Annotated in this window: 22 protein-coding genes; 20 read left to right on the top strand and 2 right to left on the bottom strand. The window is 44.7% G+C overall.

Annotated elements, in window-relative coordinates; all coding sequences use genetic code 11:
* From AC0YN6_RS22505 to serC, 10 genes are all read left to right on the top strand, one after another.
* Positions 1-1,014, top strand: a complete 1,014-nt coding sequence (locus AC0YN6_RS22505; protein WP_475749628.1) for a sensor histidine kinase — start codon at positions 1-3, stop codon at positions 1,012-1,014.
* A 17-nt stretch (positions 1,015-1,031) separates the two neighbouring features.
* On the top strand, positions 1,032-1,697 hold the full coding sequence (locus tag AC0YN6_RS22500; RefSeq protein WP_475749627.1) for a response regulator: 666 nt from the start codon (positions 1,032-1,034) through the stop codon (positions 1,695-1,697).
* A gap of 75 nt (positions 1,698-1,772) precedes the next feature.
* On the top strand, positions 1,773-2,186 hold the full coding sequence (locus AC0YN6_RS22495; protein ID WP_475749626.1) for a YugN family protein: 414 nt from the start codon (positions 1,773-1,775) through the stop codon (positions 2,184-2,186).
* Between the two features lie 192 nt (positions 2,187-2,378).
* Positions 2,379-4,040, top strand: a complete 1,662-nt coding sequence (locus AC0YN6_RS22490; RefSeq protein WP_475749625.1) for a S1C family serine protease — start codon at positions 2,379-2,381, stop codon at positions 4,038-4,040.
* 88 nt (positions 4,041-4,128) lie between these two features.
* Positions 4,129-4,821 carry a response regulator transcription factor gene (locus AC0YN6_RS22485; protein WP_475749624.1) on the top strand — a complete coding sequence of 231 codons (693 nt, stop codon included), beginning with the start codon at positions 4,129-4,131 and terminating at the stop codon, positions 4,819-4,821.
* Between the two features lie 4 nt (positions 4,822-4,825).
* On the top strand, positions 4,826-6,340 hold the full coding sequence (locus tag AC0YN6_RS22480) for a sensor histidine kinase (protein ID WP_475749623.1): 1,515 nt from the start codon (positions 4,826-4,828) through the stop codon (positions 6,338-6,340).
* Between the two features lie 46 nt (positions 6,341-6,386).
* A complete protein-coding gene (locus AC0YN6_RS22475; protein ID WP_475749622.1) occupies positions 6,387-7,373 on the top strand; it encodes a 4-hydroxy-3-methylbut-2-enyl diphosphate reductase in 987 nt (328 codons plus the stop codon).
* Positions 7,374-7,617: 244 nt separating this feature from the next.
* Positions 7,618-8,679, top strand: coding sequence for a 3-deoxy-7-phosphoheptulonate synthase (gene aroF / locus AC0YN6_RS22470; RefSeq protein ID WP_475749621.1), 1,062 nt, complete (start codon positions 7,618-7,620; stop codon positions 8,677-8,679).
* 287 nt (positions 8,680-8,966) lie between these two features.
* Positions 8,967-10,391, top strand: coding sequence for a type I glutamate--ammonia ligase (glnA, locus tag AC0YN6_RS22465; protein WP_475749620.1), 1,425 nt, complete (start codon positions 8,967-8,969; stop codon positions 10,389-10,391).
* A gap of 217 nt (positions 10,392-10,608) precedes the next feature.
* Positions 10,609-11,694: a 3-phosphoserine/phosphohydroxythreonine transaminase gene (gene serC / locus AC0YN6_RS22460; protein WP_475749619.1), complete on the top strand. Its 1,086-nt coding sequence runs from the start codon at positions 10,609-10,611 to the stop codon at positions 11,692-11,694.
* Positions 11,695-11,797: 103 nt separating this feature from the next.
* Here serC and AC0YN6_RS22455 read toward each other — a convergent pair whose 3' ends face one another.
* Positions 11,798-12,520, bottom strand: coding sequence for a response regulator transcription factor (locus tag AC0YN6_RS22455; protein WP_475749618.1), 723 nt, complete (start codon positions 12,518-12,520; stop codon positions 11,798-11,800).
* A gap of 150 nt (positions 12,521-12,670) precedes the next feature.
* On the opposite strand from AC0YN6_RS22455, the gene trmL reads away from it, so the two are divergent.
* From trmL to AC0YN6_RS22440, 3 genes are all read left to right on the top strand, one after another.
* A complete protein-coding gene (trmL, locus tag AC0YN6_RS22450; RefSeq protein WP_475749617.1) occupies positions 12,671-13,135 on the top strand; it encodes a tRNA (uridine(34)/cytosine(34)/5-carboxymethylaminomethyluridine(34)-2'-O)-methyltransferase TrmL in 465 nt (154 codons plus the stop codon).
* 176 nt (positions 13,136-13,311) lie between these two features.
* Positions 13,312-13,560, top strand: coding sequence for an AbrB/MazE/SpoVT family DNA-binding domain-containing protein (locus tag AC0YN6_RS22445; RefSeq protein ID WP_475749616.1), 249 nt, complete (start codon positions 13,312-13,314; stop codon positions 13,558-13,560).
* 342 nt (positions 13,561-13,902) lie between these two features.
* A complete protein-coding gene (locus AC0YN6_RS22440) occupies positions 13,903-15,099 on the top strand; it encodes an aminotransferase-like domain-containing protein (RefSeq protein ID WP_475749615.1) in 1,197 nt (398 codons plus the stop codon).
* Here the strand turns inward: AC0YN6_RS22440 and AC0YN6_RS22435 are convergent.
* Complete coding sequence (locus AC0YN6_RS22435; RefSeq protein ID WP_475749614.1) at positions 15,083-15,808, bottom strand: DUF2161 family putative PD-(D/E)XK-type phosphodiesterase; 726 nt, start codon at positions 15,806-15,808, stop codon at positions 15,083-15,085. The two genes, AC0YN6_RS22440 and AC0YN6_RS22435, sit on opposite strands and share 17 nt — an antisense overlap.
* Positions 15,809-16,059: 251 nt before the next feature.
* Between AC0YN6_RS22435 and AC0YN6_RS22430 the strand changes: the two genes are divergently transcribed.
* The 7 genes from AC0YN6_RS22430 to AC0YN6_RS22400 all read left to right on the top strand — a co-directional run bounded on the left by AC0YN6_RS22430 (position 16,060) and on the right by AC0YN6_RS22400 (position 26,156).
* Positions 16,060-17,955, top strand: coding sequence for a PrkA family serine protein kinase (locus AC0YN6_RS22430; protein ID WP_475749613.1), 1,896 nt, complete (start codon positions 16,060-16,062; stop codon positions 17,953-17,955).
* Positions 17,956-18,119: 164 nt separating this feature from the next.
* Positions 18,120-19,124 (top strand): protoglobin domain-containing protein, encoded by a 1,005-nt coding sequence (locus tag AC0YN6_RS22425; RefSeq protein WP_475749612.1) that lies wholly within the window; start codon positions 18,120-18,122, stop codon positions 19,122-19,124.
* Positions 19,125-19,240: 116 nt separating this feature from the next.
* Positions 19,241-20,698, top strand: coding sequence for a circularly permuted type 2 ATP-grasp protein (locus tag AC0YN6_RS22420; RefSeq protein ID WP_475749611.1), 1,458 nt, complete (start codon positions 19,241-19,243; stop codon positions 20,696-20,698).
* A gap of 15 nt (positions 20,699-20,713) precedes the next feature.
* A complete protein-coding gene (locus AC0YN6_RS22415; RefSeq protein ID WP_475749610.1) occupies positions 20,714-21,709 on the top strand; it encodes an alpha-E domain-containing protein in 996 nt (331 codons plus the stop codon).
* Positions 21,706-22,596, top strand: a complete 891-nt coding sequence (locus tag AC0YN6_RS22410; RefSeq protein ID WP_475749609.1) for a transglutaminase family protein — start codon at positions 21,706-21,708, stop codon at positions 22,594-22,596. Before AC0YN6_RS22415 ends, AC0YN6_RS22410 begins: the two co-directional genes overlap by 4 nt.
* Before the next feature lie 252 nt (positions 22,597-22,848).
* The gene (locus AC0YN6_RS22405) at positions 22,849-24,636 is read left to right on the top strand and encodes a sensor histidine kinase (RefSeq protein WP_475749608.1); all 1,788 of its coding nucleotides are present in this window, start codon (positions 22,849-22,851) and stop codon (positions 24,634-24,636) included.
* A 161-nt stretch (positions 24,637-24,797) separates the two neighbouring features.
* Complete coding sequence (locus tag AC0YN6_RS22400) at positions 24,798-26,156, top strand: ABC transporter substrate-binding protein (RefSeq protein WP_475749607.1); 1,359 nt, start codon at positions 24,798-24,800, stop codon at positions 26,154-26,156.
* The last annotated feature ends 13 nt before the right edge of the window (positions 26,157-26,169 follow it).

Here is a 26,169-nt window from a genome sequence, read left to right as displayed (position 1 = left end):
ATGATGGTTCGTTTTTTGAGAAGCGGAAAGTGGGAACTTATCGGAATGTTCGTCATTTCCTCTCTCGTGTCCGTTCTGCTGGGGGCTTTAACCTGGAATGGACTAATGGATGAATCTCATAAGACGGAAGTACGGCTAGGGGCCGCTTCCGTCTTCATTCTTGTGAGCGTGGCTTTCGGCTATTGGGCAGCGCAGCGAATTGGACGGCGAATCGATACGCTTCATTTATCATTAAAGCAAGCTGCAAACGGCAATTTCGGCGTTCGCATCACAGAGGGCGGACATAATTCCTTTATTGAGGTTTATCGTGAATTTAATGAGCTGGCACAGCAGATGGAAGAAAAGATGAAATGGCTGCAAATTCGCGGAGAAGAGTATGTCATGATTGAATCAGCGTCGAACGAAGCGGCTGTGCTCGAGGAGCGCAAACGTCTGGCGAGAGATTTGCATGATACGGTAAGCCAGCAATTATTCGCTATTCATATGTGCGCTTCTTCGCTGCCTAAGCTGCAGCAGGTTGATCGTGAACGAGCAGATTCCGTACTTGAGCAGCTCGTCAGTATGTCTAATTTGGCTCAAATCCAAATGAGGAACTTTATCGCACAGCTGCGGCCAATGGAGCTGGAAGGTCGAACTTTATATGAAGCGCTTGATAAGTGGTTCCCTGATTATTGCCGGCAGAACAATTTGCAAGGTGAGCTCGAATGGCGTTTGAAGGAGCGCTTATCTGAAGCGAAGGAGCTTCAGCTGTTTCTCATTGCGCAAGAAGCTATGGCGAATATCGTCAAGCATGCGGGAGCAAAGGGCTGTACGCTAACAATGGCAGATACGGAGCGGCAGGTTAGCATGATTTTACAGGATGACGGCATTGGATTCAAGGTAGATGAAGTGAAGCGAGGCTCATATGGACTGTCTACGATGCAGGAGAGAGCACAGAAGCTTGGCGGGGCTGCTGAAATTTGGAGCAAAGCCGGAAGCGGGACGAGGGTAAAGGTTACGATACCAAAAATGTAGCGGGGAGAGCAGGATTAATGAGCGGATCGGATCTTATAAAAGTGATGATAGTGGATGATCACGATATGGTTAGGACGGGTCTTCGGACTTATCTCATGTTAGAACCGAAGCTTCAGGTCATTGCAGAAGCGGGTAATGGACAGTCGGCTATAGACATATTGAAAGCAAGTTCGGATGAAATGAGGCCTCATATTATTTTGATGGATCTTATGATGCCCGGCATGGATGGCATCGAAGCGACGAGGGCGATTATGTCCAAATTTCCTGACATGAAAATCGTTATGCTGACCAGTTTCCTTGAGGATGATAAGGTTTATGGAGCTATCGAAGCAGGCGCTGTCAGCTATGTGCTCAAAACCGTGTCCGCTGAAGAGTTGATTTATGCCATTAGCGGTGCGTTCAAAGGAATGCCAGTTATGACTACTGACGTATCCCAAGCGCTAACGAGAGGATTGCGGCAGCGGACGGCACAGTCTGGCGATGAGGGCTTGACGGAGCGGGAGAAGGAAGTGCTGCTTCTTATCGCCGATGGCCAGTCGAACAAAGAAATAGCGGAAGAACTTCATATTAGTATAAAAACAGTGAAAACACATGTCAGCAATTTACTTATGAAGTGTGAGCTAGACGATCGGACGCAGCTAGCTGTGCTGGCTCATCGCAAGGGCTGGGCGAGTCGCACATAAAGGAAGAAATGGGCGGGTATACTACCTACTAGCATAAAGAGATAAGAAACAAGCTAGTGAAAAGGAGAAGCCTTCATGATACCTATTTCGTCCGTGCTGGAGTCACGGGAGCAACATTTTTTGGAGACGAAAGAGCTGCTGGAGTCGCAGCAATTCACGCTTGGCGGCAATTGGGAGTACGATGGCGGAACCTTTGACCGCTCGCTTGATGAAGCGCATAAAGTATGGCTTCGCATCCCATTTGAAGTATTAGCCGGTCATATCGATGATGGGGAAAAAGATAATGAAGCGACGATAAAGCTGGGTACTCCATACGTGCTTAAGCATCTCTATCGAGAAGGAAATGATCCTGAAGCTTCCGTGCGTGTAGCGGGCGCGCTGTTTGATCAATTTCAATCGCCTTCGAATCCTGATGCGGATGTAGAACCGGAGTGGATCGACCGTGCAAAAGATGCTTTGAATGAAGTAGAGCAGCTTTTTCCACACTGATTATGATCAAGAAGGGATCCCGAAAAAACGTTGCCAAAATCATTTGGGAACGTTTTTTTTATTTCTGTTTAAATTCCTTTTAAGTTTGTTTTAAGGTAGAATGTGCATGATAGAACTATATTAAATAACATGTTTTCGGAAAGAGCGCCAAATGGACACATGATGCAGTAAGATTCAAGGAGGAGAACATACATGGACGATCAAAACAACAAAAAAGGATTTGACGATTTTTTCAACAAAAACGAAGAGGGGCATAGCGCTGCTGATAATAGCGATACTGGAAACGACTCACTTTCGAATGAGACACCGGAGCAGCCAGCTAAGCCATCTTATTATTATTCTTATGGACCGTCTAAGGTGACTTCACAAGAGGGAGCAAGTTCTTCCTCACAAGGCTTTGGAGCAGATAAGCCTAAGCTCATTCAGGACCAACCTTACGGCAACACGCACGATACGCTGTCCCAGAATACACAAGTGCAGCAAGAGACGAGCAGTGAATCTGAGCGGGTAAGACCACAGACACCCGTACAATCGCAAATTCGGACGTTCACCCCGTCGCCGCAGTCCTCTAAAGGGCCTTGGCAAGTACGGGAACCGCGTCGCACTTCCTTTAAATCCTTATTCACTTCTTTTATAGCTGGGGTTCTTGTCGTAGGTACCTTGATGTATACTGCAGATTTGAACAACTGGTTCACGGGAGAAACAGCACTTACAACAAATACACAATCTAGCGGAAATGGATCGACTGCTTCTGGCGGTACTGGCGCCAGCGGCGGAGCATCTACAGTCGCAGCTAGACCAGATAACATTGCTAAGCTGTTCGAGACAGCTAGTCCGGCAGTTGTGAAAATTGAAACTTTTGTAAATACAGCCAAACGGAGCAACAGCGGCGGCGGTATGCTCGATGATTCATTTTTCCGCCAATTTTTTGGCGATGACTACCCTGGAATTACTGAGCCGGAAACCGGACAACAAAATGAGGAAGGTAACATGCAGCAATCAGGCATTGGTACTGGATTTTTCTTCGATGAAACAGGCTACATCTTAACGAATCAGCACGTAGTTGGAGAATCGGATCAAATCAAGGTTATTGTTCAAGGTTATGATAAGCCATTCACGGCTGAATTGCTCGGTTCGAGTTATGAATTAGACCTAGCTGTTCTTAAAGTAACAGGAGACAAAGCGTTCCCAACGCTTCCGCTAGGCAACTCCGATAATATTAATATTGGTGACTGGGTAGTCGCAATCGGCAATCCTTACGGTTTTGACCATACGGTTACAGTTGGGGTGTTGAGTGCGAAAGAACGTCCAATCGATATTCAAGATGCACAAGGTGAACGTAAGTATGAGCATTTGCTGCAAACGGATGCTTCAATTAACCCCGGGAACTCGGGAGGGCCGCTCCTGAATGTCAATGGTGAGGTTGTCGGAATTAACACAGCAGTAAGCTCGCAAGCACAAGGCATCGGTTTTGCGATTCCGACAAGCACGATTCAGGAAGTGCTCGAAAATCTTAAAACGAACAAAGCGATTCCAAAACCGGCTGTACCTTACATTGGAGCTGAGCTATCGGATGTGAATGAAGAGATTGCGAAGCAGTTAGGGATGGATAAAGTAGAAGGCTCTATCGTTCGCAATGTGTACTACAATTCTCCTGCTTATTTGGCGGATTTGAAGCAATTTGACGTCATCGTAGGCATTGACGGCAAGAAATATTCCAATTCAGAAGCTCTTATTACCGCGATTAAAGCTAAAAAAGTCGGCGATAAAATCGATCTGAACATCTTGCGCAAAGGCAATGCAATGAATCTTAAGGTCGAGATCGGTGATAAAAATTTATCGGGCGCTCAATAGTAGTTTAAGCATTTGTACGTAAAGCAAATAAAGCGCAGAGAGACAGCAGGCTCTGTGCTTTTTGCTGCAAATAGAGGGGGACAAGCAGTTGAGACAGCATATTGTAGTCGTTGATGATGATGATAAAATTATTTCTTTGCTCCGAAGAAGCTTAGCATTTGAAGGTTATGAGGTAACTACGGCTGCGAATGGCATGGAGGGACTAAAGGTGCTGCTTAAGACGGAGCCGGATTTGCTCATCTTGGACGTCATGATGCCCCAAGTGGACGGATGGGAGGTTTGCCGCCGCGTACGAGAGGGAGGCAGTGCAGTTCCAATTATGATGCTGACAGCAAAGGACGACATCAATGATCGTGTCAAAGGTCTTGATCTTGGTGCTGACGATTATTTGGTCAAGCCGTTTGCGCTTGAGGAACTGCTTGCTCGGACACGTGCTTTGCTGCGCCGCAAAGCAGATAAGATCGAGCAGTCTAGCAATCAACTGGTTTATGAGGATTTGATTTTGGATATGGATGCTAGAGAAGCCATTCGCGCAGGACGCAGAATTGAGCTTACGTCGAAGGAATACGATTTATTACTGTTATTTATGCAAAATCCTCGTCGGGTGCTTACACGCGATGCCATTATGGAGAAAATATGGGGTTATGACTTTAGCGGAGAATCGAATGTGCTGGAGGTGTATATCGCGATGCTGCGGCAGAAGGTAGAGGACGGAGGCAGGAATCGTCTCATTCAGACAGTTCGCGGCACCGGTTATGTGCTTCGCGGGGAGGCAGGTTAAGCATATGTCCATTAGACTCAGGCTGACGCTCTGGTATTCAAGTTTGCTTGCTGTTACTCTTCTTGTCTTCGGCGTATCGATTTATTTATTTCTAAATTGGAATACTTACTCGGACTTAAAGGAGCAATTAAAGAAGCAGGATCGAGACATTGTGCTTACTGCCGGAACCACTTTTTGGAATCAATTTGATCTAAGTTTAGGTCGACAATCTCGAATTGAAGAGAAAGATATGTATATTCAACTCGTAAACTATGTAGAGGGTGCAGTGCAGCAATCCCCCAATTTAATGCAATTTGGAGTTGTTCTCCCATACGCTGACGCTTCTACTAATCCCGAACAGGGTTTTGTCAACATCCAAGTGAATATTAATAAAAAAAAATATAACATGATGATTCATCAAAGACCTGTTTATACAACGGATGGTGATTTAGTCGGTCTGCTGCAAGTTGGTGCAATTCCATATAACGAAGAGAAATTTTTGCACAGTATTCGTACGGCACTCATCTTCTCCTCTTCACTGGTCGTACTCATCGCTTTTACTATAGGTTTATTTATTGCTAAACAGGCGTTACGTCCGATCGAACGTGTCATTCGTGCGACAGAGCAAATTGAGAAAGGCTCAGATCTCAGTGTGCGAATTCCTGTCATGGGACCGAAGGATGAAATTGGAAGGCTCGCAGGTACGCTTAATGTGATGCTCGCGCGTTTGGAGATGGCATACAACGAGCTCGATGAAGCGTATATGGCCCAACGCAGATTCGTTTCCGATGCGTCTCATGAGCTGCGTACGCCATTAACTACGATACGAGGTAATATTGAGCTGCTGGAGCGGATGTGGACAAAGGTCAAGGAGTCCAACCAAGATGCGGAGACTGGTGAATGGATGCCGCTTGATTCCGATCGATGGGATATGTCGAAGGAAGCGATGAGCGATATATCAGCTGAGGCGAGGCGGATGAGTACGCTTGTGAACGATTTGCTGGCTCTTGCTAGAGCCGATGCGGGTTATATCATGGAGAAGACGCCGCTTGATCTCCTGCCGCTTACAGAAGAGGTCGTGCGCAGAGCGCAGCTCCTTCCTCGTATGGCAGAATGGAAGGTAGGCGATCTTTCTGCTCTGAATGAAGTACGTGTCAATGCAAACCACAATTATTTGCAGCAGATGCTGTTTATTTTTATTGAAAATGCTTTTAAGTATACGTATGAGGGTTACATTGAGCTGAGCGCAGTCAGGAACGATGATCATATTGGCTTTGTTATTAAAGATACCGGAATTGGGATGAATCCAGAAGAAATACCGCATATTTTCGATCGCTTCTATCGGGCGGATGAATCTCGCGGGGTTACTGTCGGTACGGGCCTTGGTTTATCTATTGCAAAATGGATTATTGATGAGCATAAAGGTTATGTTGAAGTGCTCACTAGCGAAGGTAATGGAACGAAGTTTACGATTTGGCTGCCAATTAGCTTTTCTGACACGTCTCATTCGTCTATAATAGTAGCAACGGATGATATTTAGGAATAATAGAAGTTTAGCATATCCGGTCAGAAAGCAGGTGCAATGAATGGAAATCGTTAGAATATCACCGCGCGGCTATTGCTATGGCGTCGTCGACGCGATGGTGCTGGCTTTGCAGACGGTCAAAAACTTGGAGCTGCCGCGACCTATTTATATATTAGGCATGATCGTCCATAATGCGCATGTAACAGAGGCGTTCGAGCAAGAAGGTGTTATTACGCTCGATGGTGCCAACCGACTCGACATTTTGGATCAAATCGATCAAGGTACCGTTATTTTCACTGCGCATGGTGTATCGCCAGAAGTGCGCAGACGTGCTCGTGAAAAGGGACTTTCAGTGGTGGATGCAACTTGTCCGGACGTGACGAGGACTCATGATCTTATTCGCGAGAAGTCGGCAGAGGGCTATCATATTATTTATATTGGCAAGCAGGGTCATCCAGAGCCGGAAGGGGCGATCGGCGTTGCGCCGGAGCAGGTTCACCTTATTGAACGGGAAGAAGAAATTGCTAGCCTTAACGTGCCGGAAGGCCGTATTCTTATAACTAACCAAACAACGATGTCACAGTGGGACATTCGTCATGTTATTAGTCGTCTCCTAGAGCATTATCCAACGGCAGAGGTTCATAATGAAATCTGTATGGCGACTCAGGTTCGTCAAGAAGCGGTAGCAGAGCAAGCGGGTGAAGCGCAGCTTTGCATCGTTGTCGGCGATCCTAGAAGCAACAACTCGAATCGTCTTGCTCAAGTATCCGAGGAAATTGCCGGAGTCAAGGCTTACCGGGTATCTGATGTGTCAGAGATCGAACAGGAATGGCTTAAAGGGGTTGACCGTGTTGCGGTTACATCCGGCGCTTCTACGCCGACGCCGCTTACCAAGGAGGTCATTACCTATCTAGAGCAATACGATCATAATAACCCGGAGACATGGGAAATCCGTCGTACGGTCAATATGAACAAGCTGCTGCCAAACGTTCGGGTGAAGTCTACCAATACGGAATCCACAACGGCAACAGAAGTGAAACCTGAATAATTTTTGCTCTATGAATAGTGAGATGGAACAACGGATTTATGCGTGAAGACGTATGAGCTGTTTGTTTCATCTCCTTTTTTTTAGAGTAGGGTTGACGGAAACGGATTTCTCTTGTATATTTACTTTAGTGATTAAAAGCGTAGAAGCTACGAAGCATAAAAGCTACGAAGCGTAGAAGTCATAAAGCGAATGATAGATGATTGAGTTTTGTCTAATCCCACCCAAATACTAAGGAGTGATCCATATGATCGTTATTACAAATTCAAACATAGCAGAAGAACGTATTTCAGAAATCGTTGCCCATATTGAAAGAACAGGTGTTCAGGCGCATGTATCAAAAGGGACTGATCGTACAGTCATCGGAATTATTGGCAAAGCAGAACCTACGCTTGCCGAGCATTTGCGTCAAATGAAAGGTGTAGAGAACGTTATTAAAATTTCCAAATCTTACAAACTTGCAAGCCGTGACTTCCATCCTGATGACACTGTAATTGATATAAAAGGTGTAAAAATTGGAGGAAGCAATCTCGTTATTATGGGCGGTCCTTGTGCGGTAGAGACACCAGAGCAGATCGATGAAATTGCTCGTTTGGTGAAAGCGGCTGGCGGGCAAGTGCTGCGCGGAGGAGCGTTCAAACCTCGTACAGGCCCTTACAGCTTCCAAGGAGTAGGTGTAGAAGGTCTTGTTATGATGGCGGAAGCAGGCAAGAAGCACGGGCTTCTGACGATTACTGAGGTTATGACGCCAGAGTATGTAGATGTTTGTGCTGAATATGCTGACATTCTTCAAGTGGGAACGCGCAACATGCAAAACTTCGATTTGCTGCGCAAGCTAGGCACCATTCAAACACCAGTGCTGTTAAAGCGTGGTTTCAGCTCAACTTATGATGAGTTCTTAAATGCCGCGGAGTACATTTTGGCTGGCGGCAATCCAAATGTTATGCTTTGTGAGCGTGGAATCCGAACGTTTGAGACTTACACTCGCAACACGCTTGATCTATCAGCGATTCCTGTACTTCAATCTCTAAGTCATTTGCCTGTGATTTCAGACCCAAGCCATGGAACAGGCCGTCGTGAGCTGGTAGAGCCAATGTCTAAAGCTTCTGTAGCCGCAGGTGCGAACGGATTGATTGTTGAAATGCATACCGATCCTGATAACTCGATGACGGGTGACGGCGTGCAGTCATTATTCCCGGATCAATTCGCTAATCTTTTGAAGGACCTGGAGAAGTTAGCTCCGATCGTGGGCAAGCAATTTGATACACCGAAAGCGCCAGCCGAGGATTTTAAGGAATGGAAAATCTAACATGACATTGAACGAAGCTTTGCCATCTGTGGATGGCAAAGCTTTTTTTGTCTGTAATTCCACGAGATTAAAGGCTTGTTAATTCATGGATTTCACCATTTATACAGGTGGATTTGTGATCAAACGTACAAACTTGTAAGTAAACCTAACATGAGTTCAAAAAATACCTTACATAACTATTGACGGAGATTGAGAGCTAGTTTTATAATAACGACATGGATTTGGAGCAATAATTGAACAATACTTGTTCAACACTACGCTAATGTTCGGAAATGGAGGAAATTATAATGTCAGTTCAAAACGTTTTGGATACAATTAGAGAAAACAGCATTATGTTTGTAGATTTCCGCTTCGTGGATCTTCTTGGTCGTGCACACCACATCACTCTTCCTGCTGCTGAGGTTGATGCTGATACTTTTGTAAACGGGGTAGCTTTTGACGGTTCTTCGATTCAAGGTTTCCGCGGTATTGAAAATTCCGACATGGTTATGATGCCGGATGCAGAGTCCGTATTTATTGATCCTTTCACTGATCATCCAACATTAAACATTATGAGTAATATCCATACACCTGATGGCGATCGTTATGACCGTGATCCGCGCAGCATCGCTCAAAAGGCTGAGGAATATCTTCAAACAACGGGTATTGGTACGACAGCATTTTTTGCACCAGAACCTGAATTTTTCATTTTCGACGAAGTTCGTTATGAAAGCTCGATCAATTCTTCTTTCTACAAGGTAGATTCCGAAGAAGCTGGCTGGAATACGAATCGTGTTGAAGAAGGCGGCAACCTTGGTTCGAAAGTTCCAGTTAAGGGCGGTTACGTTCCAGTAGCTCCAGTTGACTCCCAACAAGATATCCGCAGCGAAATGGTTCGCCTGTTGCAAGAGTCTGGCCTTCGTGTAGAGCGTCATCACCATGAAGTATCAACAGCTGGCGCAGCAGAGATTAACTTCCGCTTTGACACTTTGACAAAAACAGCTGATAATCTTATGAAATTTAAATATATTATTCACAACACAGCGCGCCAATATGGCAAAACGGCTACTTTCATGCCGAAGCCGCTATTTGGTGACAATGGTAGCGGTATGCACGTTCATGCTTCTATCTTCAACGGCGACAGTCCTTTGTTCTATGAGAAAGGCGCTTATGCCAACCTAAGTGAAATGGCAATGCACTATATCGGCGGCGTTCTTTATCACGCTCCGGCTTTGATTGCAATTACAAACCCAAGCACGAATTCATTCAAACGTCTTGTGCCTGGTTATGAAGCACCGGTTAACCTTGTATTCTCGAAAGGCAACCGTTCTGCAGCAGTTCGTATTCCAATTGCTGCTGTAACACCTAAAGGCTGTCGTGTTGAATTCCGTACTCCTGACAACACTGCTAACCCTTACCTTTGCTTCGCAGCAATGCTGCTTGCTGGTTTGGACGGCATTAAGCGTAAGCTTGATCCAACGGCTCTTGGCTACGGTCCATTCGACAAAAACATCTACGAATTGCCAGAAGAAGAGAAAAAAGAAATCCGCAGCGTTCCTGGAACGCTTGACGAAGCGCTTAACGCTCTTGAAGCGGATTCCGGTTTCTTGACAGAAAGCGGCGTATTCACACAAGACTTTATCGACAACTACGTTGCAGTAAAACGTAAAGAAGCGAAAGCTGTTGCAACTCGTATTCATCCGCATGAGTTCAGCCTTTACTACGATTGCTAATCCAATCGTTAAGAAATATAAGAAACGGGTCCTTCAAGGGCCCGTTTTTTTGTGAATTTCGAGAGAAAAATGAACGAAAACCGAATGTTTTATGTCGGTATTACGTCATACGTTCGACTTTTTATTTATTTAATATGTGGAATACACTTGATGCAGCCCTCCAAAATTGCTATCATATCCATATCATAAATAATGAAACAGAGGTGGGTATCCGAAGATGACACGAGCATTTAATTTTAATGCAGGACCAGCTGCAATACCGCTAGAGGTACTGAAGCAAGCCGGGGAGCAATTTGTAGATTACCAGGGCGCAGGGATGTCCATTATGGAAATGTCTCACCGCAGCGAATTGTATGAAGCAGTGAACAATGAATCACAAGCTTTGCTTCGTGAATTGTTCAGTGTACCAGACAATTATGAAGTGCTATTGCTGCAAGGCGGCGCAAGCACACAATTTGCGATGCTGCCGCTTAATTTTCTGCAGCCTGGCAAGCCGGGTGCATATGTAATGACAGGGGCTTGGGCTGACAAAGCGCTAAAGGAAGCGAAACTTGTCGGAGAAACGGTAATCGCTGCTTCGACAGAAGCTGACAAATTTATGCGTATGCCGACTTTGGCTGAGATTGAAGTTCCTAGCAATGCATCTTATCTTCATCTAACTTCGAATGAAACGATCGGTGGAACACAGTTCCAAGAGTTTCCGGATACTGGCGATGTGCCTCTTATTGCTGATATGTCCAGTGACATTTTGAGCAGGCCGATTGATGTAAGTAAATTTGGTGTGATCTATGCCGGCGCACAAAAAAACTTAGGCCCATCGGGTGTTACCGTGGTCATCATTCGTAAGGATCTTGTCGAGAATGGTTCAAAAACGATTCCGACGATGTTCCGTTACAGCACGCATGCTAAGAGCGGCTCGTTGTATAATACACCGCCTTCTTTCTCGGTATACATGATGAACTTGGTACTACAATGGATCAAGGATAAAGGAGGAGTTGCTCAGCTTGAGCAGTACAACCGTGATAAGACGAAGCTGATCTATGATGCAATTGATCAAAGCAGCGGCTTCTACACGGGCTGTGCACAGCCGCAAAGCCGTTCCCTAATGAACATTACATTCCGTATTCAAACGGAAGAGCTTGAGAACCTGTTCGTTAAGGAATCGCTGAAGGAAGGTTTCGTAGGTTTGAAAGGACACCGTGATGTTGGCGGTCTGAGAGCGTCAACCTATAATGCTGTTCCGCTTGAAAGCTGCCAGGCACTAGCGCAATTCATGACCGACTTCCAGAAACGGAATGGCTAATCGGTTTTCCGTTTACAGTAATTAGGATGCAAAAAAACCGCCTTCGTCTTCTTTTTTAAAAAGAAGCAGGCGGTTTTTTGTGCATGTGCAAATCATAAGTTTGTCAGGCTTGCGCTAGTGTATTCTCGGTAATATGAGGCCCATTCAATTTATAGCCAACATTTCGAACGGTCATAATATATTCTGGTGTGCGAGCGTTTTTCTCAATCTTGTCACGCAGATGGCTGATATGGACATCAACGATTCGAGTGTCACCTAGGAAATGATAATCCCAAACGCCGTGGAGCAGTTGTTGACGACTTAGTACTTTTCCTTTGTGGCGGCATAGGAACAACAGCAGCTCGAATTCCTTGGGAGTAAGCTCAACGGATTTGCCGTCAATGAATACCTCACGCTGCTCTACATGAACTCTCAATCGGCCAATGTTGAAACTCGTGTCATCGGTAACTCCCGGCAGAGATTGAACTCGGCGGAATATAGCTTGAATACGAGAAACGAGCTCTTGTGGGCTAAATGGTTTGGTCATATAATCATCGGCGCCGTTATCAAGTCCTGCAATCTTATCGGATATATCTTGAAGTGCGGTTAGCATAACGATCGGTACAGCATTGCTTTGCTTCCGCAGCTCGCGGCAAACTTGGATTCCGTCCATTTTGGGCAGCATGAGGTCTAGGACAATTAAGTCGGGACGAAAGGGCTTAAGCATTTCGAATACAGCTTCTCCATCGCCTACGCATCGTACATCATAGCCTGCTAGCTTTAAATTAAATTCAATCAGCATCGAAATAGATGGTTCGTCATCCACGATCAATATCTTTTTTCGCATGATTCAGCTCTCCTTCATGTGTTTCCGCCTGTTATGTTTTCTATTATGAGGGTTGAAATTATGCTTGAGATTAACGGTACGTAAAGTGGGTGTAAAAATATTCGTCATTTTCGTGTATAATAGGCAAAATGAGAGGTGAGAAAGAAAGCTATGCCATTTCATATCGTTTTGGTAGAACCAGAAATTCCGGCGAACACGGGCAATATTTCACGCACCTGTGCAGCGACCGGTACCATTTTGCATTTAGTAAGACCGCTGGGCTTTGACACAGATGATCGTACTTTGAAACGGGCGGGGCTCGACTACTGGCATTCGGTTCATATCGAATACCATGATTCCTTCGAAGAGGTGCTCGCAAGTTATCCAGAAGGACGATTTTTCTATGCAAGCACGAAAGCGAGCAAGACATATTCACAATTCGAGTATCAGGATGGAGATTTCTTTGTGTTCGGCAAAGAAACAAAGGGTCTGCCACAAGAGCTTATAGATGCGAATATAGAAACTTGCATTAGATTGCCGATGACGGATACAGTGCGGTCACTCAATTTGTCCAATTCTGCAGCGATAATTGTGTATGAAGCGCTTCGGCAAAATAATTTTCCAGGTTTGGATTGAAAATGTTAATCGTTTTATCATTTTTTGGAATTTTTTTGTTGGAAAACAAACAATTATTGCAGGATATTAAGAAATTATGAAATTAGGAAGGAAATACTGAAGTACCATCGAAAGACTATAATGCAGAGGTTTCTCAAAAATAGCTTGCGAAACCAGACACAGAAGAGGTGAAAGTGATGAAACCAGCAGGTGTAGTAAGAAAAGTGGACCAACTCGGACGTATTGTACTTCCAAAATCATTACGTAAACGTTATTTGATGAACGAGGGCGATCCCGTTGAAATTTTCGTCCAAGGTGACCATATCATTTTGGAACGTTACCGTCCAAAATGCGTTTTTTGCGGTTCGATGGTTGAAGTTCGTGAATTCAAGGATCGCTATGTTTGTGGCGTGTGTATGGAAGAAATGGCAGTATTGCAACGCTAATCAGCGACTTGGCTTACTGCTTTAAACGAAATGAAGCTTCCGAGAAGAGTGTTGATGCTCTTCGGGAAGCTTCATTTTTTTTGTTGCGTTTGCTATAAGCTGTTCAAGCTGGCTTATAGACCTTTTGTTTTGTCATCATTGTAGGAGCTGGTAAGCATCGCCGTAATGAACAATGCAAACACAGTCATAACGATAATAAAGTTCATCTGTGGGACACCTCCAAGTAAGCTGTCTTTATTATAACCAACGTCAGCAAAAAAGAAAACTTTAAAAGTTGTGAACACATTGTTAACATAGAGAGTAGAAGCAAAGCAATAAAGCTTGCGAGGAGGAGCAATTAATATGAATTATCGTTTTTCATCTAGAGTGTCACAGCTTAAATCGTCAGCCGTTAGAGATATTCTGAAGCTGACACAAGGAAAGGACATGATCTCATTTGCTGGAGGTCTTCCAGCTGAGGAATTGTTCCCCGTACAAGCAATACGTGAAGCGGCTGATCGTGTATTTACTGCAGGAGCGAGCGCTTTGCAATATGGTTTAACGGAAGGGTATTTGCCTCTTCGAGAGCAGCTGTGTGAGCGTATGAGAGTTAAGCAAATGCATGTTAATGCTGCACAAATGATTTTGACAACGGGTTCACAGCAAGCGATTGATTTACTAGTGGGTGTGCTTACTGAGCCTGGAGATGTGATTCTCGTTGAGAAGCCGACGTATTTGGCGAGCTTGCAGGTATTTGCGCTCCACGGTTTAAAGGTAGTAGCTGCAGAGAGTGACGAGCATGGGATTATTCCTGAGGATGCGGAGCGCCTTATCCGTGAGTATCGTCCGAAGCTGCTATATGCCGTACCGACATTTGGCAATCCTACAGGACGTGTCTGGAGTGTTGAACGGAGGAAAAAGCTGCTTGCGCTATGTAAACAAAATGAAATGCCTATTATTGAAGATGATCCTTATGGAGACATTAAATTTGATGAGAATGAGCAATTCCCTACGCTGTTTTCACTAGAGGGACAAGTAGAGGGAGGTGCCGTTTTTTATACGAGCACGTTTTCCAAAACGGTAGCGCCTGCACTGAGAACGGGATGGGCAATTGGAGACAGCAAAGTCATCAACATGGTTGCCAAGGCGAAGCAAGCGGCTGATCTTCATTCCAGTGCGATTGATCAGCAAATATTAAGCCAATTACTTAAAGGATTTGATCTCGATGACCACATACGACTGATATCGAAATCGTACGGTGAGCGTATGGTGGAAATGAATAGTCTTCTGGAGCGTCAGCAGCTAGAGGGTGTCTCTTGGGTAAAACCAAAAGGCGGCATGTTCCTATGGCTTGAACTGCCAGACGGTTTGGATGCTGAAGCGCTCCTGCGGTGTGCAGTTCAAAAAGGGGTTGCGTTCGTACCAGGAAGCTCATTCTATGGCGACCAGCCGCAGCGCAACACAGCTAGGCTGAACTATACATTCAATACAGGAGCGCGTACAGAGCAAGGGGTAGCGCGTTTTGTTGAGGCGCTTGGTGAATTTACGGCGCGGAGCTAACCGAGGCTGCCCATTCAGCAATAACATTGCCATATTCGGATAATGCAGCCTCGCCTTCTGGGCGCAGGCTGTATTTGCCGCGCTCGATGCGGTCAAACCAGCCGTAATAATTGCTGCGCAGCGTTTCTCCGCTGCGTCTGTAGCCTGTAATAGCTGCTACTTCTCGCGGAGCTAGAGGACCTGAGGTCTGAAGCGCATAAGCGCACCGCAGCGCCTTCTCGCGGTAAGCTGTAACGAGTTTGCGTCCGGTGCTTCCGCCGACGTTATAGTCGCCGCTGCGCTCCTTAAATTCAGTGTACAGCTGCGCTTGCTTCTTACGTCTTACGCCACGCTGGGGAGGGTCGCCTGGCTCGCATAACATCTCGATGAACGGCGGCTTTGTTTTGTAGAACGTAACCGTCATTAAACCGAGTCCCAGCATCCGGCACAGTTCTGTCAGATCGCCAAAGCGTTGATTGTGAGCGCCGCGCTTCGTTCGGTTCCGTTCAACAGCGAGCACAACACTGCTATTTAATCGCAGACGTTCAACCCCTTGCAAAAGCAAGGCTAGGTTGAACGTTTTTTTCATTTCGACAATTATCGTATCCGCTTTTTCAGGATGAATGGCGACCAAATCACAATGAAGGACCTCGCTTTTTACAATGAACCCAAGCTGCTCATAGTACCTTTTTATAGGAATGTAGAGCTCTTCTTCGCGTGCTACTGCCACGTTAGCATCCTCCTCTCCGGTTTGTTTCAAATGATTTCTAAATGATTCTATGTTTCATTATAACAAAGGAATTTGAGCGTTTGTCGTATTTTGATGGATGAAGGACAAAAATAGTGTGCAATTATCTCTCCGAATAAGCATAGGAATGTAATACCTCAATAAAAGTTAACACCACTCGATAGAGCGTCTAGAGACAAATCCCGGGCGTAGAATGATAAGTGGAATGCGGAAGCGATGGGAGGAGGCACGGTATGGACATTTTCAAGCGAATATCGGAGTATCAGGCTGAGAGTGAGAAACTTGCATGGACAGGAACATTCAAGGATTACGTTGAGTTGCTGAGGAAGGACCCGTCCCCGGCCATGACTGCACATTCTCGCGTTTATGAAATGATTGAATCTCATGGGGTGGAAGTTGTTGGCGGCAATAAGAAGTATAAATTTTTTGATCAAGAGATTTTTGGTCTAGATCGTGCGGTCGAGAAACTAGTTGAGGAGTATTTCCATTCATCAGCGCGCAGGCTAGAAGTTCGGAAACGGATTTTGTTATTAATGGGGCCCGTCAGCGGAGGCAAGTCAACAATCGTTACGATGCTTAAAAAGGGTCTAGAGCGTTTCTCCAGAACAGAAAGAGGAGCAGTTTATGCGATTAAAGGCTGCCCGATGCATGAGGATCCGCTGCATCTTATTCCAAATGAGCTTCGTCTTGATATTGAAAAGGAGCTAAGCGTTCGAATTGAAGGCAATCTATGTCCTTCATGCCAGATGAGGCTTTCAACGGAATATAACGGCGACATTGAAAACGTATTCGTTGAGCGAGTGTTCATTTCAGAGGATAATCGCGTTGGTATCGGGACATTCAGTCCATCCGATCCGAAATCACAGGATATTGCTGATCTCACAGGAAGTATTGATTTCTCCACGATAACGGAGTTTGGATCTGAATCCGACCCTCGTGCTTATCGATTTGACGGAGAGCTTAATAAAGCAAACCGTGGATTAATGGAATTTCAAGAAATGCTCAAATGTGATGAGAAGTTTCTATGGAATTTGCTCTCACTGACGCAGGAAGGCAACTTCAAAGCGGGTCGCTTCGCATTAATTAGTGCAGATGAGCTTATTATCGCGCACACCAATGAATCCGAGTATAAGTCGTTCATAAGCAATAAGAAAAACGAGGCTTTGCATTCCAGGATGATCGTCATGCCGGTTCCTTATAACTTGAGAGTATCCGAAGAGGAGAAAATTTATAAGAAGTTGATCGCACAGAGTGATATGCGCCACATCCATATAGCACCTCATGCGCTTCGTGCGGCTGCGATCTTCTCTATTTTAACAAGACTGAAGGAAACGAAGAAGCAAGGCATGGACCTCGTCAAGAAGATGAGGATGTACGATGGTGAAGAGGTAGAAGGCTTCAAGGAAGCGGATTTAAAGGAAATGCAAAATGAATACTTAGAGGAAGGCATGACCGGTATTGATCCGCGCTATGTCATTAACCGAATTTCCAGCGCGCTGATTAAGCAGGACACGCAATGTATCAACGCCCTTGATGTGCTGCGTGCGCTTAAAGAAGGTTTGGATCATCACCCTTCAATTACGAAGGATGAGCGCGAGCGGTACTTAAATTTCATATCGGTCGCACGTAAAGAGTATGACCTGCTGGCGAAGAAGGAAATCCAAAAGGCATTTGTTTATTCGTATGAGGAGTCTGCTCGCACCTTGTTCGAAAACTACTTGGATAATATTGAATCGTATTGCAACTGGGCCAAAATCAAGGACCCGTTAACCGGAGAAGAGATGGATCCGGACGAACGCCTTATGCGTTCCATTGAGGAACAAATCGGTGTTTCTGAAAATGCGAAAAAAGCATTCCGCGAAGAAATATTAATACGGATCTCCTCTTACTCACGAAAAGGGAAAAAATTCGATTTTACGAGTCACGAGCGTTTGCGTGAGGCTGTAGAGAAAAAGCTGTTCGCCGATCTGAAGGATATCGTCAAAATCACGACCTCTACAAAAACTCCGGATGAGAGCCAGCTGAAGCGTATTAATGAAGTAACGAAGCGTCTTATGGATGAACATGCGTATTGCCCGGTATGTTCGAATGAATTACTGCGTTATGTTGGAAGCCTATTGAACCGGTAAATGAACGGCCGGAGCATTAGAGAAGCTGATAGACAAATGTCTATCGGCTTTTCTTTACGGCTTCTAGGTATAAAAAGATTTTAAAATGACCATACTGTTTCTTGTATGTTTTCCGATATAATAGGTAATAGTGTTCTACTATACACCGAAGGAGTCGGACTATATTGATCAAATTATCGGCAGAACGCAGGAAACAGCTTGAATACACAGGTATTACAGAGTTGGATTTAAAAATTTTAGCGGAATGCAAGCCTATTTTTAAAAATATTGTTCATGAGGTAGTCGATCGTTTTTATGATAGCATTGGCAAACAGCCGGAATTAGTTGCGATTATTTCGAAAGTAAGCAACATAGAACGATTAAAGGAAACGCAAATATGGTACTATATGTCACTTACCGAAGGTGTAATTGATCAGTCTTATATTGATAACCGTATCAAAATAGGCGCTGTTCATTCCCGTATCGGATTGACCACGGATTGGTACCTAGGTACATATATGATCTATTTAGATATTTCAATGGATGTGCTGAAAAAAGTTCTTCCTGAACGTTGGAAGGAAGTCGTCCATGCTTTGACGAAATTGTTTAATCTAGATTCACAATTCGTACTCGAAGCTTATAACGAACATGAGCAGAAGAAGGTTCAGGAGCTGGCGGATAATCGTTCAAGGATGCTTACCACCGTTACAGGTGCTGTGCAGGAGCTTGCTTCACTTATGTTCGAATTGGACGAGGGTGCACAATCCATTGCTGCAACTGCAATTTCAACCTCGCAATCTCAAGATAAGACGCATACACTATTGGGAGAGCTTCGTGAGGAGCTTGACGGCATTAACGAGATGGGTACGTTGATTCGTGGAATATCGGATCAAACACATCTGCTAGGTCTTAATGCGGCGATTGAAGCGGCAAGAGCTGGAGAGAATGGGCGAGGCTTCGAGGTTGTTGCGAATGAAGTGCGTAAGCTGGCTGCCTCATCACGCAACGCGCTTGAAGGGATACAGTCAAAGCTAGAAGAAATTGATAAGAAGCTGTCAGCTGTACGCCTTGAATCAGAGCAGACGACGGTTGAAGCGCGTAATCAAGCCGCACGTTCCCAGGAACTTGCTTCATTTGTTAGTATGGTCGATAAAGTTACCAATGATTTGCAGCAATTAAATCAATCATAAAATAAAACGCAGCTTAGAAAAAGCAGGAATTCTCTCAACCGAGGGTTCCTGCTTTCGTGTTATATACTAGTTAGTACCAAATTAGTGCAGCGCCCATCATGAAGGAGGCGGTTGTCATGTCGACGGCCAAACAGTCGCAATCGCAATATTACGATGCTCAAACCTTTTACGATGAAATGTTCGACAAGGACTTTTCCGTTCGCGAACACTACGAGAATGTTCATCGTTTATTCGGTAGGATGAACGCTGCAGAGCTTGCTATTCGTCAGGATGCGATTAACCAAAGGATGATGGAGGAGGGCATTACCTTCACACTGTATAACGGCGTGCAGAATGAACCGCTGGAGCGAACGATTCCGTTCGACTATATTCCTCGAGTTATTCCTAAGTATGAATGGGAAGCTATAGACCGCGGGGTAAGACAGCGTATCCGTGCTTTAAATGCATTCCTTCATGATGTATATCACGGTCAGAAGATTGTTGCAGACGGCATCATTCCACGGCGAATGATTGTTTCAAATACTTATTTCTGTCCAGAAATGGCTGGTCTACATGTTCCCGGCGGTGTATATATTACAGCATCGGGCATTGATTTAATTCGTGACGAGAAGGGCTGCTATTATGTGCTGGAGGATAATTTGAGAACTCCTTCCGGTTTTTCGTATCTGTTTAAGGGCAGAACGTTAATGAATGAGTTGTTCCATGATTTATATTTATCAAGTTCCGTTCAAAGCATAGACCGCAGCTTAAATTGTTTTTTGAGCTCACTCCGCGCCCTTTCGCCTAATGGCAAACGCGATCCCCTGATCGTGTTACTTACACCAGGTGAATACAACTCGGCGTATTATGAACATACCTTCTTGGCGCAGCAGATGGGCATTCACCTCGTTGAAGGCAGGGACCTCGTATATAAAGACCACAAAATTTATTTGCGCGACTTGCGCGGACATCGTCAAGTTGATGTCATTTATCGACGCATCGATGATGATTTTCTTGATCCACTTGCCTTTCAACCTGATTCCTTCCTTGGTGTACCGGGACTCATGAATGCCTACCGCGCAGGTAATGTAGCCATTGCTAATGCGCCAGGCACGGGAGTAGCGGATGACAAAGCCGTTTACGCCTATGTGCCGGATATGATCCGTTACTATTTGGGAGAGGAGCCTCTTCTGCATAACGTTCCAACGTATATTTTGTCACGCAAAGAAGAACGTGAATATGTGCTCGATCATTTGGACCAGCTTGTGATCAAGGAGACTTCGCTCTCTGGGGGCTACGGAATGCTGATTGGCCCAAGTGCTACCTTGACGGAAATTAATACCTTTGCAGAAGCGATTAAACGTGAGCCAGAGCGTTACATCGCACAGACGACAATGAAGCTATCTCGTGCACCGGTCATGATAGGCGGCGAGATGTCGCCTCGGCACATTGATTTACGTGCATTTGCCTTGATGGGAGAGGAGACGCATATCATTCCGGGAGGGTTAACGCGTGTTGCGATGAAAGAAGGTTCGCTTGTAGTTAACTCCTCACAGGGCGGCGGAGTTAAGGATACGTGGGTCCTAAATCGATAATTAGGAGGGAATGCGATGCTGAACCGGAATGCAGAGGCATTGTTTTGGATTGGCCGCTATATGGAGCGTGCGGAGAACCACGCTAGATTAATTGATGTTCATTACCACCTTCAGGTTGATGATGATACCGTCAGCGCGGAAGGAAGGCTGGAAGGCGATGTGGCTGAGCCTTACTCGAAATGGGCAAGAATCGTAGACGCCTTAGGCAGCCGAGAAGCATATGAACAACAGTATAGCAGCTATAATGAGCAGGATGTTCTCTTCTATACGACGCTCGATCGCGATAATGCAAATTCCTTAGTTTCCTGCGTCAGTCACGCTCGCGGAAATTTACGCACGCTTCGTGAGAAGGTTCCAAGTGAAATGTGGGATGCGACAAATGCATTTTATTTATGGCTCCGCGAGAAGCAGCCCGATGATTTGCTGCGAGAATCTCCACATTTGTTTTTTGGTCGAATTAAAGAATGGACAGCGCTCTTTCAAGGTGTCAGCCAATCGGTCATGCCGAGGGAAAATGAATGGCATTTTATTGAATGCGGCCGATACTTGGAACGCTCTGAAAATACACTGCGTATCATTAAAGCGGTAGGCAATGCAGCGAGCGGCGATGGATGGGACAATACGAGGGCATATCCGTATTTGCAAGCGGTACTGCGTTCCGTAAGCGGCTATCAGGCATTTCGCCGTTATTATGCAGATGGAATATCGGTTGAGACTATCGTTGAGTTCGTCGTCCTCAATGGCGCGTTTCCGCGTTCTCTTCATTTTGCGCTCCACACGCTTGATGATCATATGCGGCATATCGAGCTGCAGGATAAGCAGCTGCGGGCGGCACATGAGAGAGTGATCCGCCAAGTGAGCAAGGTGAAAGCAGATTTAGCATGCCTAGAGCGTGAGGATATGGTCATTGATCGCAACGGTACAATCGTTGCTCATTTGCTGGAAGCTTGTCAACAGCTTGGGGTGGTTTTCGCCAAAACCTTTTTTTGTATGGGGGAGGCAAGCGCATGAAGCTGAGTATTTCACATGTGACACAGTACGAGTATGCCGAATCAGTAACGGACAGTGTCAATGAAATTAGACTTACACCGAGCACCAATGAAAGACAGTCCTGTTATCAGCAAGCGATTTCGATTGAACCGAATGCTTCTTTGTTTACGTATGAGGATTATTTTGGGAATCGTGTTCATGCTTTTTCTGTGAACGGACCTCATAAGCGGCTTACGATACGGACGACTATGACCGTCGTGACAAAGCAGGCGCCTACTTCGGAAGAGCGAAAACAATACTTAAGCACGCGACCGCCAGAGCAAGCATGGAATTGGCTTAAGTCGGATGAAGCAGCTAACCGTTTCACAGAATTTCTGCTTACGACGGAATACACCGCTATAACGACCGAGGTAGAGCAATTTGCTCATGAAGTCGCAAGCGTAGATGATTTGAGCCGGGCGAGTGTTCTGGACTGGCTAAGTGCATTATCGACTAAGATTAGAAGTGAATTCATTTATGATCCTGAAGCGACAGATGTAAAGACGAAAACATCGGATATGTTTTTGAGCAGACGAGGTGTATGTCAGGATTTTGCGCATTTAATGATCGCTAGCTGCAGAGCTTTCGGCATACCGGCTAGATATGTAAGTGGATATCACTTTGTTGGAGATCTGCAAGGGGGAAGCGCGGACTTTGAGCAGGCGTCGCATGCATGGGTTGAAGCTTTCGTACCAGGTCTTGGCTGGTGCAGCTTTGATCCGACAAATGTAGATCCTGTCGGTGAGCGCTACGTAAAGCTTGGGCATGGTCGAGATTATAAGGATATCGTACCGGTTAAAGGTGTATACAGAGGAACAGGTGAGCAAATATTGCAAGTATCGGTAGACGTAAGAAATGTTGAGGATTAAATGATGGATAAACAACGTTAAAAGGGACAGTAAACCGCTTGTGGAGAATGCGGGTGACTGTTCCTTTTTGGTGTGCAAAATCATAACGGAATTGTCCACATAATCACGTTTATAGCTAAATAAATATGAGGAATCCTCGCTTATGATTAATCTATAAATTTACTTTTTCTACATATAGTCACATTAGAAAAGCGGTTTATCACCAATTGTCGAATAAGATAGGCTCTGAAAAAAAATGTCTAAGGAGTCACTATGCAAAAAAATTTGCGAATGTCCACGTTACTCAGACTTTTTTTTATTCTCGTTGTCATTGTGCCGGTCATATTGATCTGCGCGGTTATATTGAACATTTATAAGCGGGATATCCTTCAGCAAAATACGGGAAGGTCGCTGCAAACCTCACAGGCAGTTGCTTACTCGGTAAGTCAGGAAATCAATCGGATGGCAGGTTTGTTCGCTTCTATCGGGGTCGATCAAGATGTTATTTTAACGGTGTTTGACGTACACCATAAGGAAGGTATTGAGAAACAGCTTGCGAGTAATAAACTTAAAATATTAATCGAGAAATACACAGCTTCCGTCTCTGGGCGTGTCCATTCTGTCAACTTCTTTTTTGATAATGGCAAATCCTACTCCTATTTAAAAAACATGATGGTTGAAGAATCCGCTATTCGTCAGCAAGAATGGTACCGTGATACAACCCACACCCCTAACATCGTACGCTTTCTAGGCATGCTTCCAAATATGCTTTATGGCAATTATAATCCGTACATTATGGCCGCAGGGCTATCTCCCAGTGACCCTAATCCTTTTTCAAAATTAGAGATGATTTTGTTTACGTTTGAAAGCGGTGCTTTTGATCAAATTTTGCAGTCTCGTGATAATTCTGAATCCGTTCTGCACATTGTAAGCGAGAAAGGTGAAATTATCGCATCCAATACGATCGTTGATCGAGGCAGCTTAATTCCAGACAGTTGGCAGACGAAAATTGGACGAGAGGTGAAAGGTTCTTTCGTGGATGAATCGGAAGATCATCGTAAATTGATTACTTATGCGAGAGTGGACAATTCGGATTGGTACATTGTACAGATGCTTCCGTATAAGGATTTGTTCGAAAATTACAGCAGCGTAAATTCATTTGTTTGGTTTCTTGCGATTTTGATCATTTTAGCATTTGTACTCGTTTCTTTTTATTTCGTATCTAATGTGACGGAGCCGATTCGCGAATTGCTCCGTCAAATGGTCCGCGTCACCGGGGGTGACTTAAATGCAAAGTATACCGGTTCAGGCAGCCTGGAAATGGTTCGTCTCGGCAATTCCTTTAATCAGATGACGGAGCAGGTGAAGGAATTGCTGGATCAGCATGAGAAGCAGGAAGTAGAGAAACGCAAAGCTGAATTTGCAGCGCTTCAGTCACAAATCAATCCTCATTTTCTAATCAACACATTAAATTCGATCAAGTACATGGCCTTAATCAGCAAAGCGGACAATATCCGCAACATGACTCATGCATTAACCCGCTTGTTAGCCTCTTCATTTAATAGAGGCGGGCTGCTGACAACGATCGAGGAAGAAGTCGATCACTTGAAGCATTATTTATATATTATGGAGATTCGATTCGGCAGACCGATTCAGACGGAGTGGGATATCGATAATGGAATTTCCAGTCATTATTTATTGAAGCTGCTGCTGCAGCCGATACTGGAAAACAGCATTATTCATGGTTTGAAAGAAATCGATTATCCGGGAAGAATAGACGTTGCAATCAAAGCGGTGGAAGATGACTTGATTATTACGATTGCAGATAATGGCGCAGGCATGCCGGAGGAGCTGATGATTCAAACTCATGACAAAGCGCCTAGCTATGCTTTTAGCGGGATGGGAAATCGTAATGTGCACAGGAGAATCCAATTGCATTATGGCGAACGTTACGGATTACAGTATGAGTTCAATCACCCTCATGGTACGAAGGTGAAGATACGGCTGCCATTCATTAATGAGCCCGATGAGGAAATGGCGGACATAACATTGAAGAGGTAACTGGCTCTAGAGCAGGGAAGAGTGGATTATGATTCATAAAAGATCATGTCTGAGCCAAAAATGTCATATCGTCCATTCCTCTTACCGTGTATGATGGTATCTATGACGATGAAAGCGCAAACAAACCTAAACATGCCATGCTTCATTGGGGAGATAAATGAATGAGATTGAGAAAAGGAGTAGGTTCCGCCTTCCTTATTAGCCTTATTTTTATTGGTCTGATTGTTGGTTATATCGGGTTTAACAAGATCGAAATCAATAATGGAGTTAATTCATTCGGCTCGAGTCATTCACAATCGGAAATAACGTCAAACCATAATCAGCCGGTGAAAATTAAATTAGGGATTTGGGAAGCAAAGACAGACATCGCTTTTTGGACGAAAAAAGTAAAAGAGTACTCCATCATTAAACCAAATGTAACGGTTGAAGTTGAAACGATCCCGGATAACAGCGGCCAATATTTAAAGGTTCGTCTGGCGGCAAATGATTTGCCAGACCTGTTCTATTTGAAATCAGGTCATCTCACGATCTATAAAGATTCTCTTCTTCCCCTCGACGGATTAAATGCGACGCGCAGAAATCGATATCCGGCTGGGCTTGATGGCCATATTTTAGGTTTGCCGCTCGTATCCTTTTCGGAATATGTATACTATCGCCCTAGTATATTTCAAGAGGTTGGGGTCCAGGTGCCGCAGACCTATGGCGAGTTTATGAATGTGCTGGAGAAAATCAAGGCAAATGGCAAATATATACCGATAGCAATCGGTGGGAAGGATGACTGGACATTTTATCCGTTTATCGAGTTTGGACCTCCTATCTTGACGGAGGATGAGCATTATTTGGCTAATCTCGCTGATATTGAAAGGCCGTTTGTCGCAGGCTCTGGTTTTGAGAAAGCAGCGAACATGCTCAAGAAGATAGCGGTGAACAAGCTTGCCGGCGATGATGCACTTGCAATCGGCTTTGATCAAGCGACACAATTGTTTCAAACAGGCAAAGCAGCCATGATTGCTCTCGGCCAATGGTATTACTCCGATCATATGTCTAAGGTAAGTTGGGATAAGGATATTGATGCATTTGCTTTGCCTTGGAGGTCTACGACCAAGGAGAAGCTGCAAGCTGTCACCATGCCCGATCAATATATGGTGATCAACAAAAATTCCAAAAACACGGAAGAAACGATAGCTTTTTTAGAGTGGATGTTCAGTCCAGATGTCTATCAATCGTACATCAACAATTCGCAAAACGCCTCAACATTGAATGATGTGAGATCTGATCTGCCTTTCTTTAATAAAGTGAACAACATGCATCCTTTCGTACCCTTTATGTATCAGGGGCTTGATGAGAAATTCGTGAAGATGAAAAATGCCGCACAATATGACGAGAAGAAAATGGCTCAAGAGATTTTTGCCGGCGCATCCGTAGCTGATATTCTAAAAAAAATGAATGAAAATTGGAGCAAGGCGGTTCAATACGTCGAAAATAACGATATCCATTTTCCATTATATTTTGATAAGTGATATCAAAAGGGGG

The sequence above is a fragment of the Paenibacillus sp. J22P15 genome (genome assembly GCF_056269345.1).
This window is presented reverse-complemented; position numbering and strand designations above follow the sequence as displayed.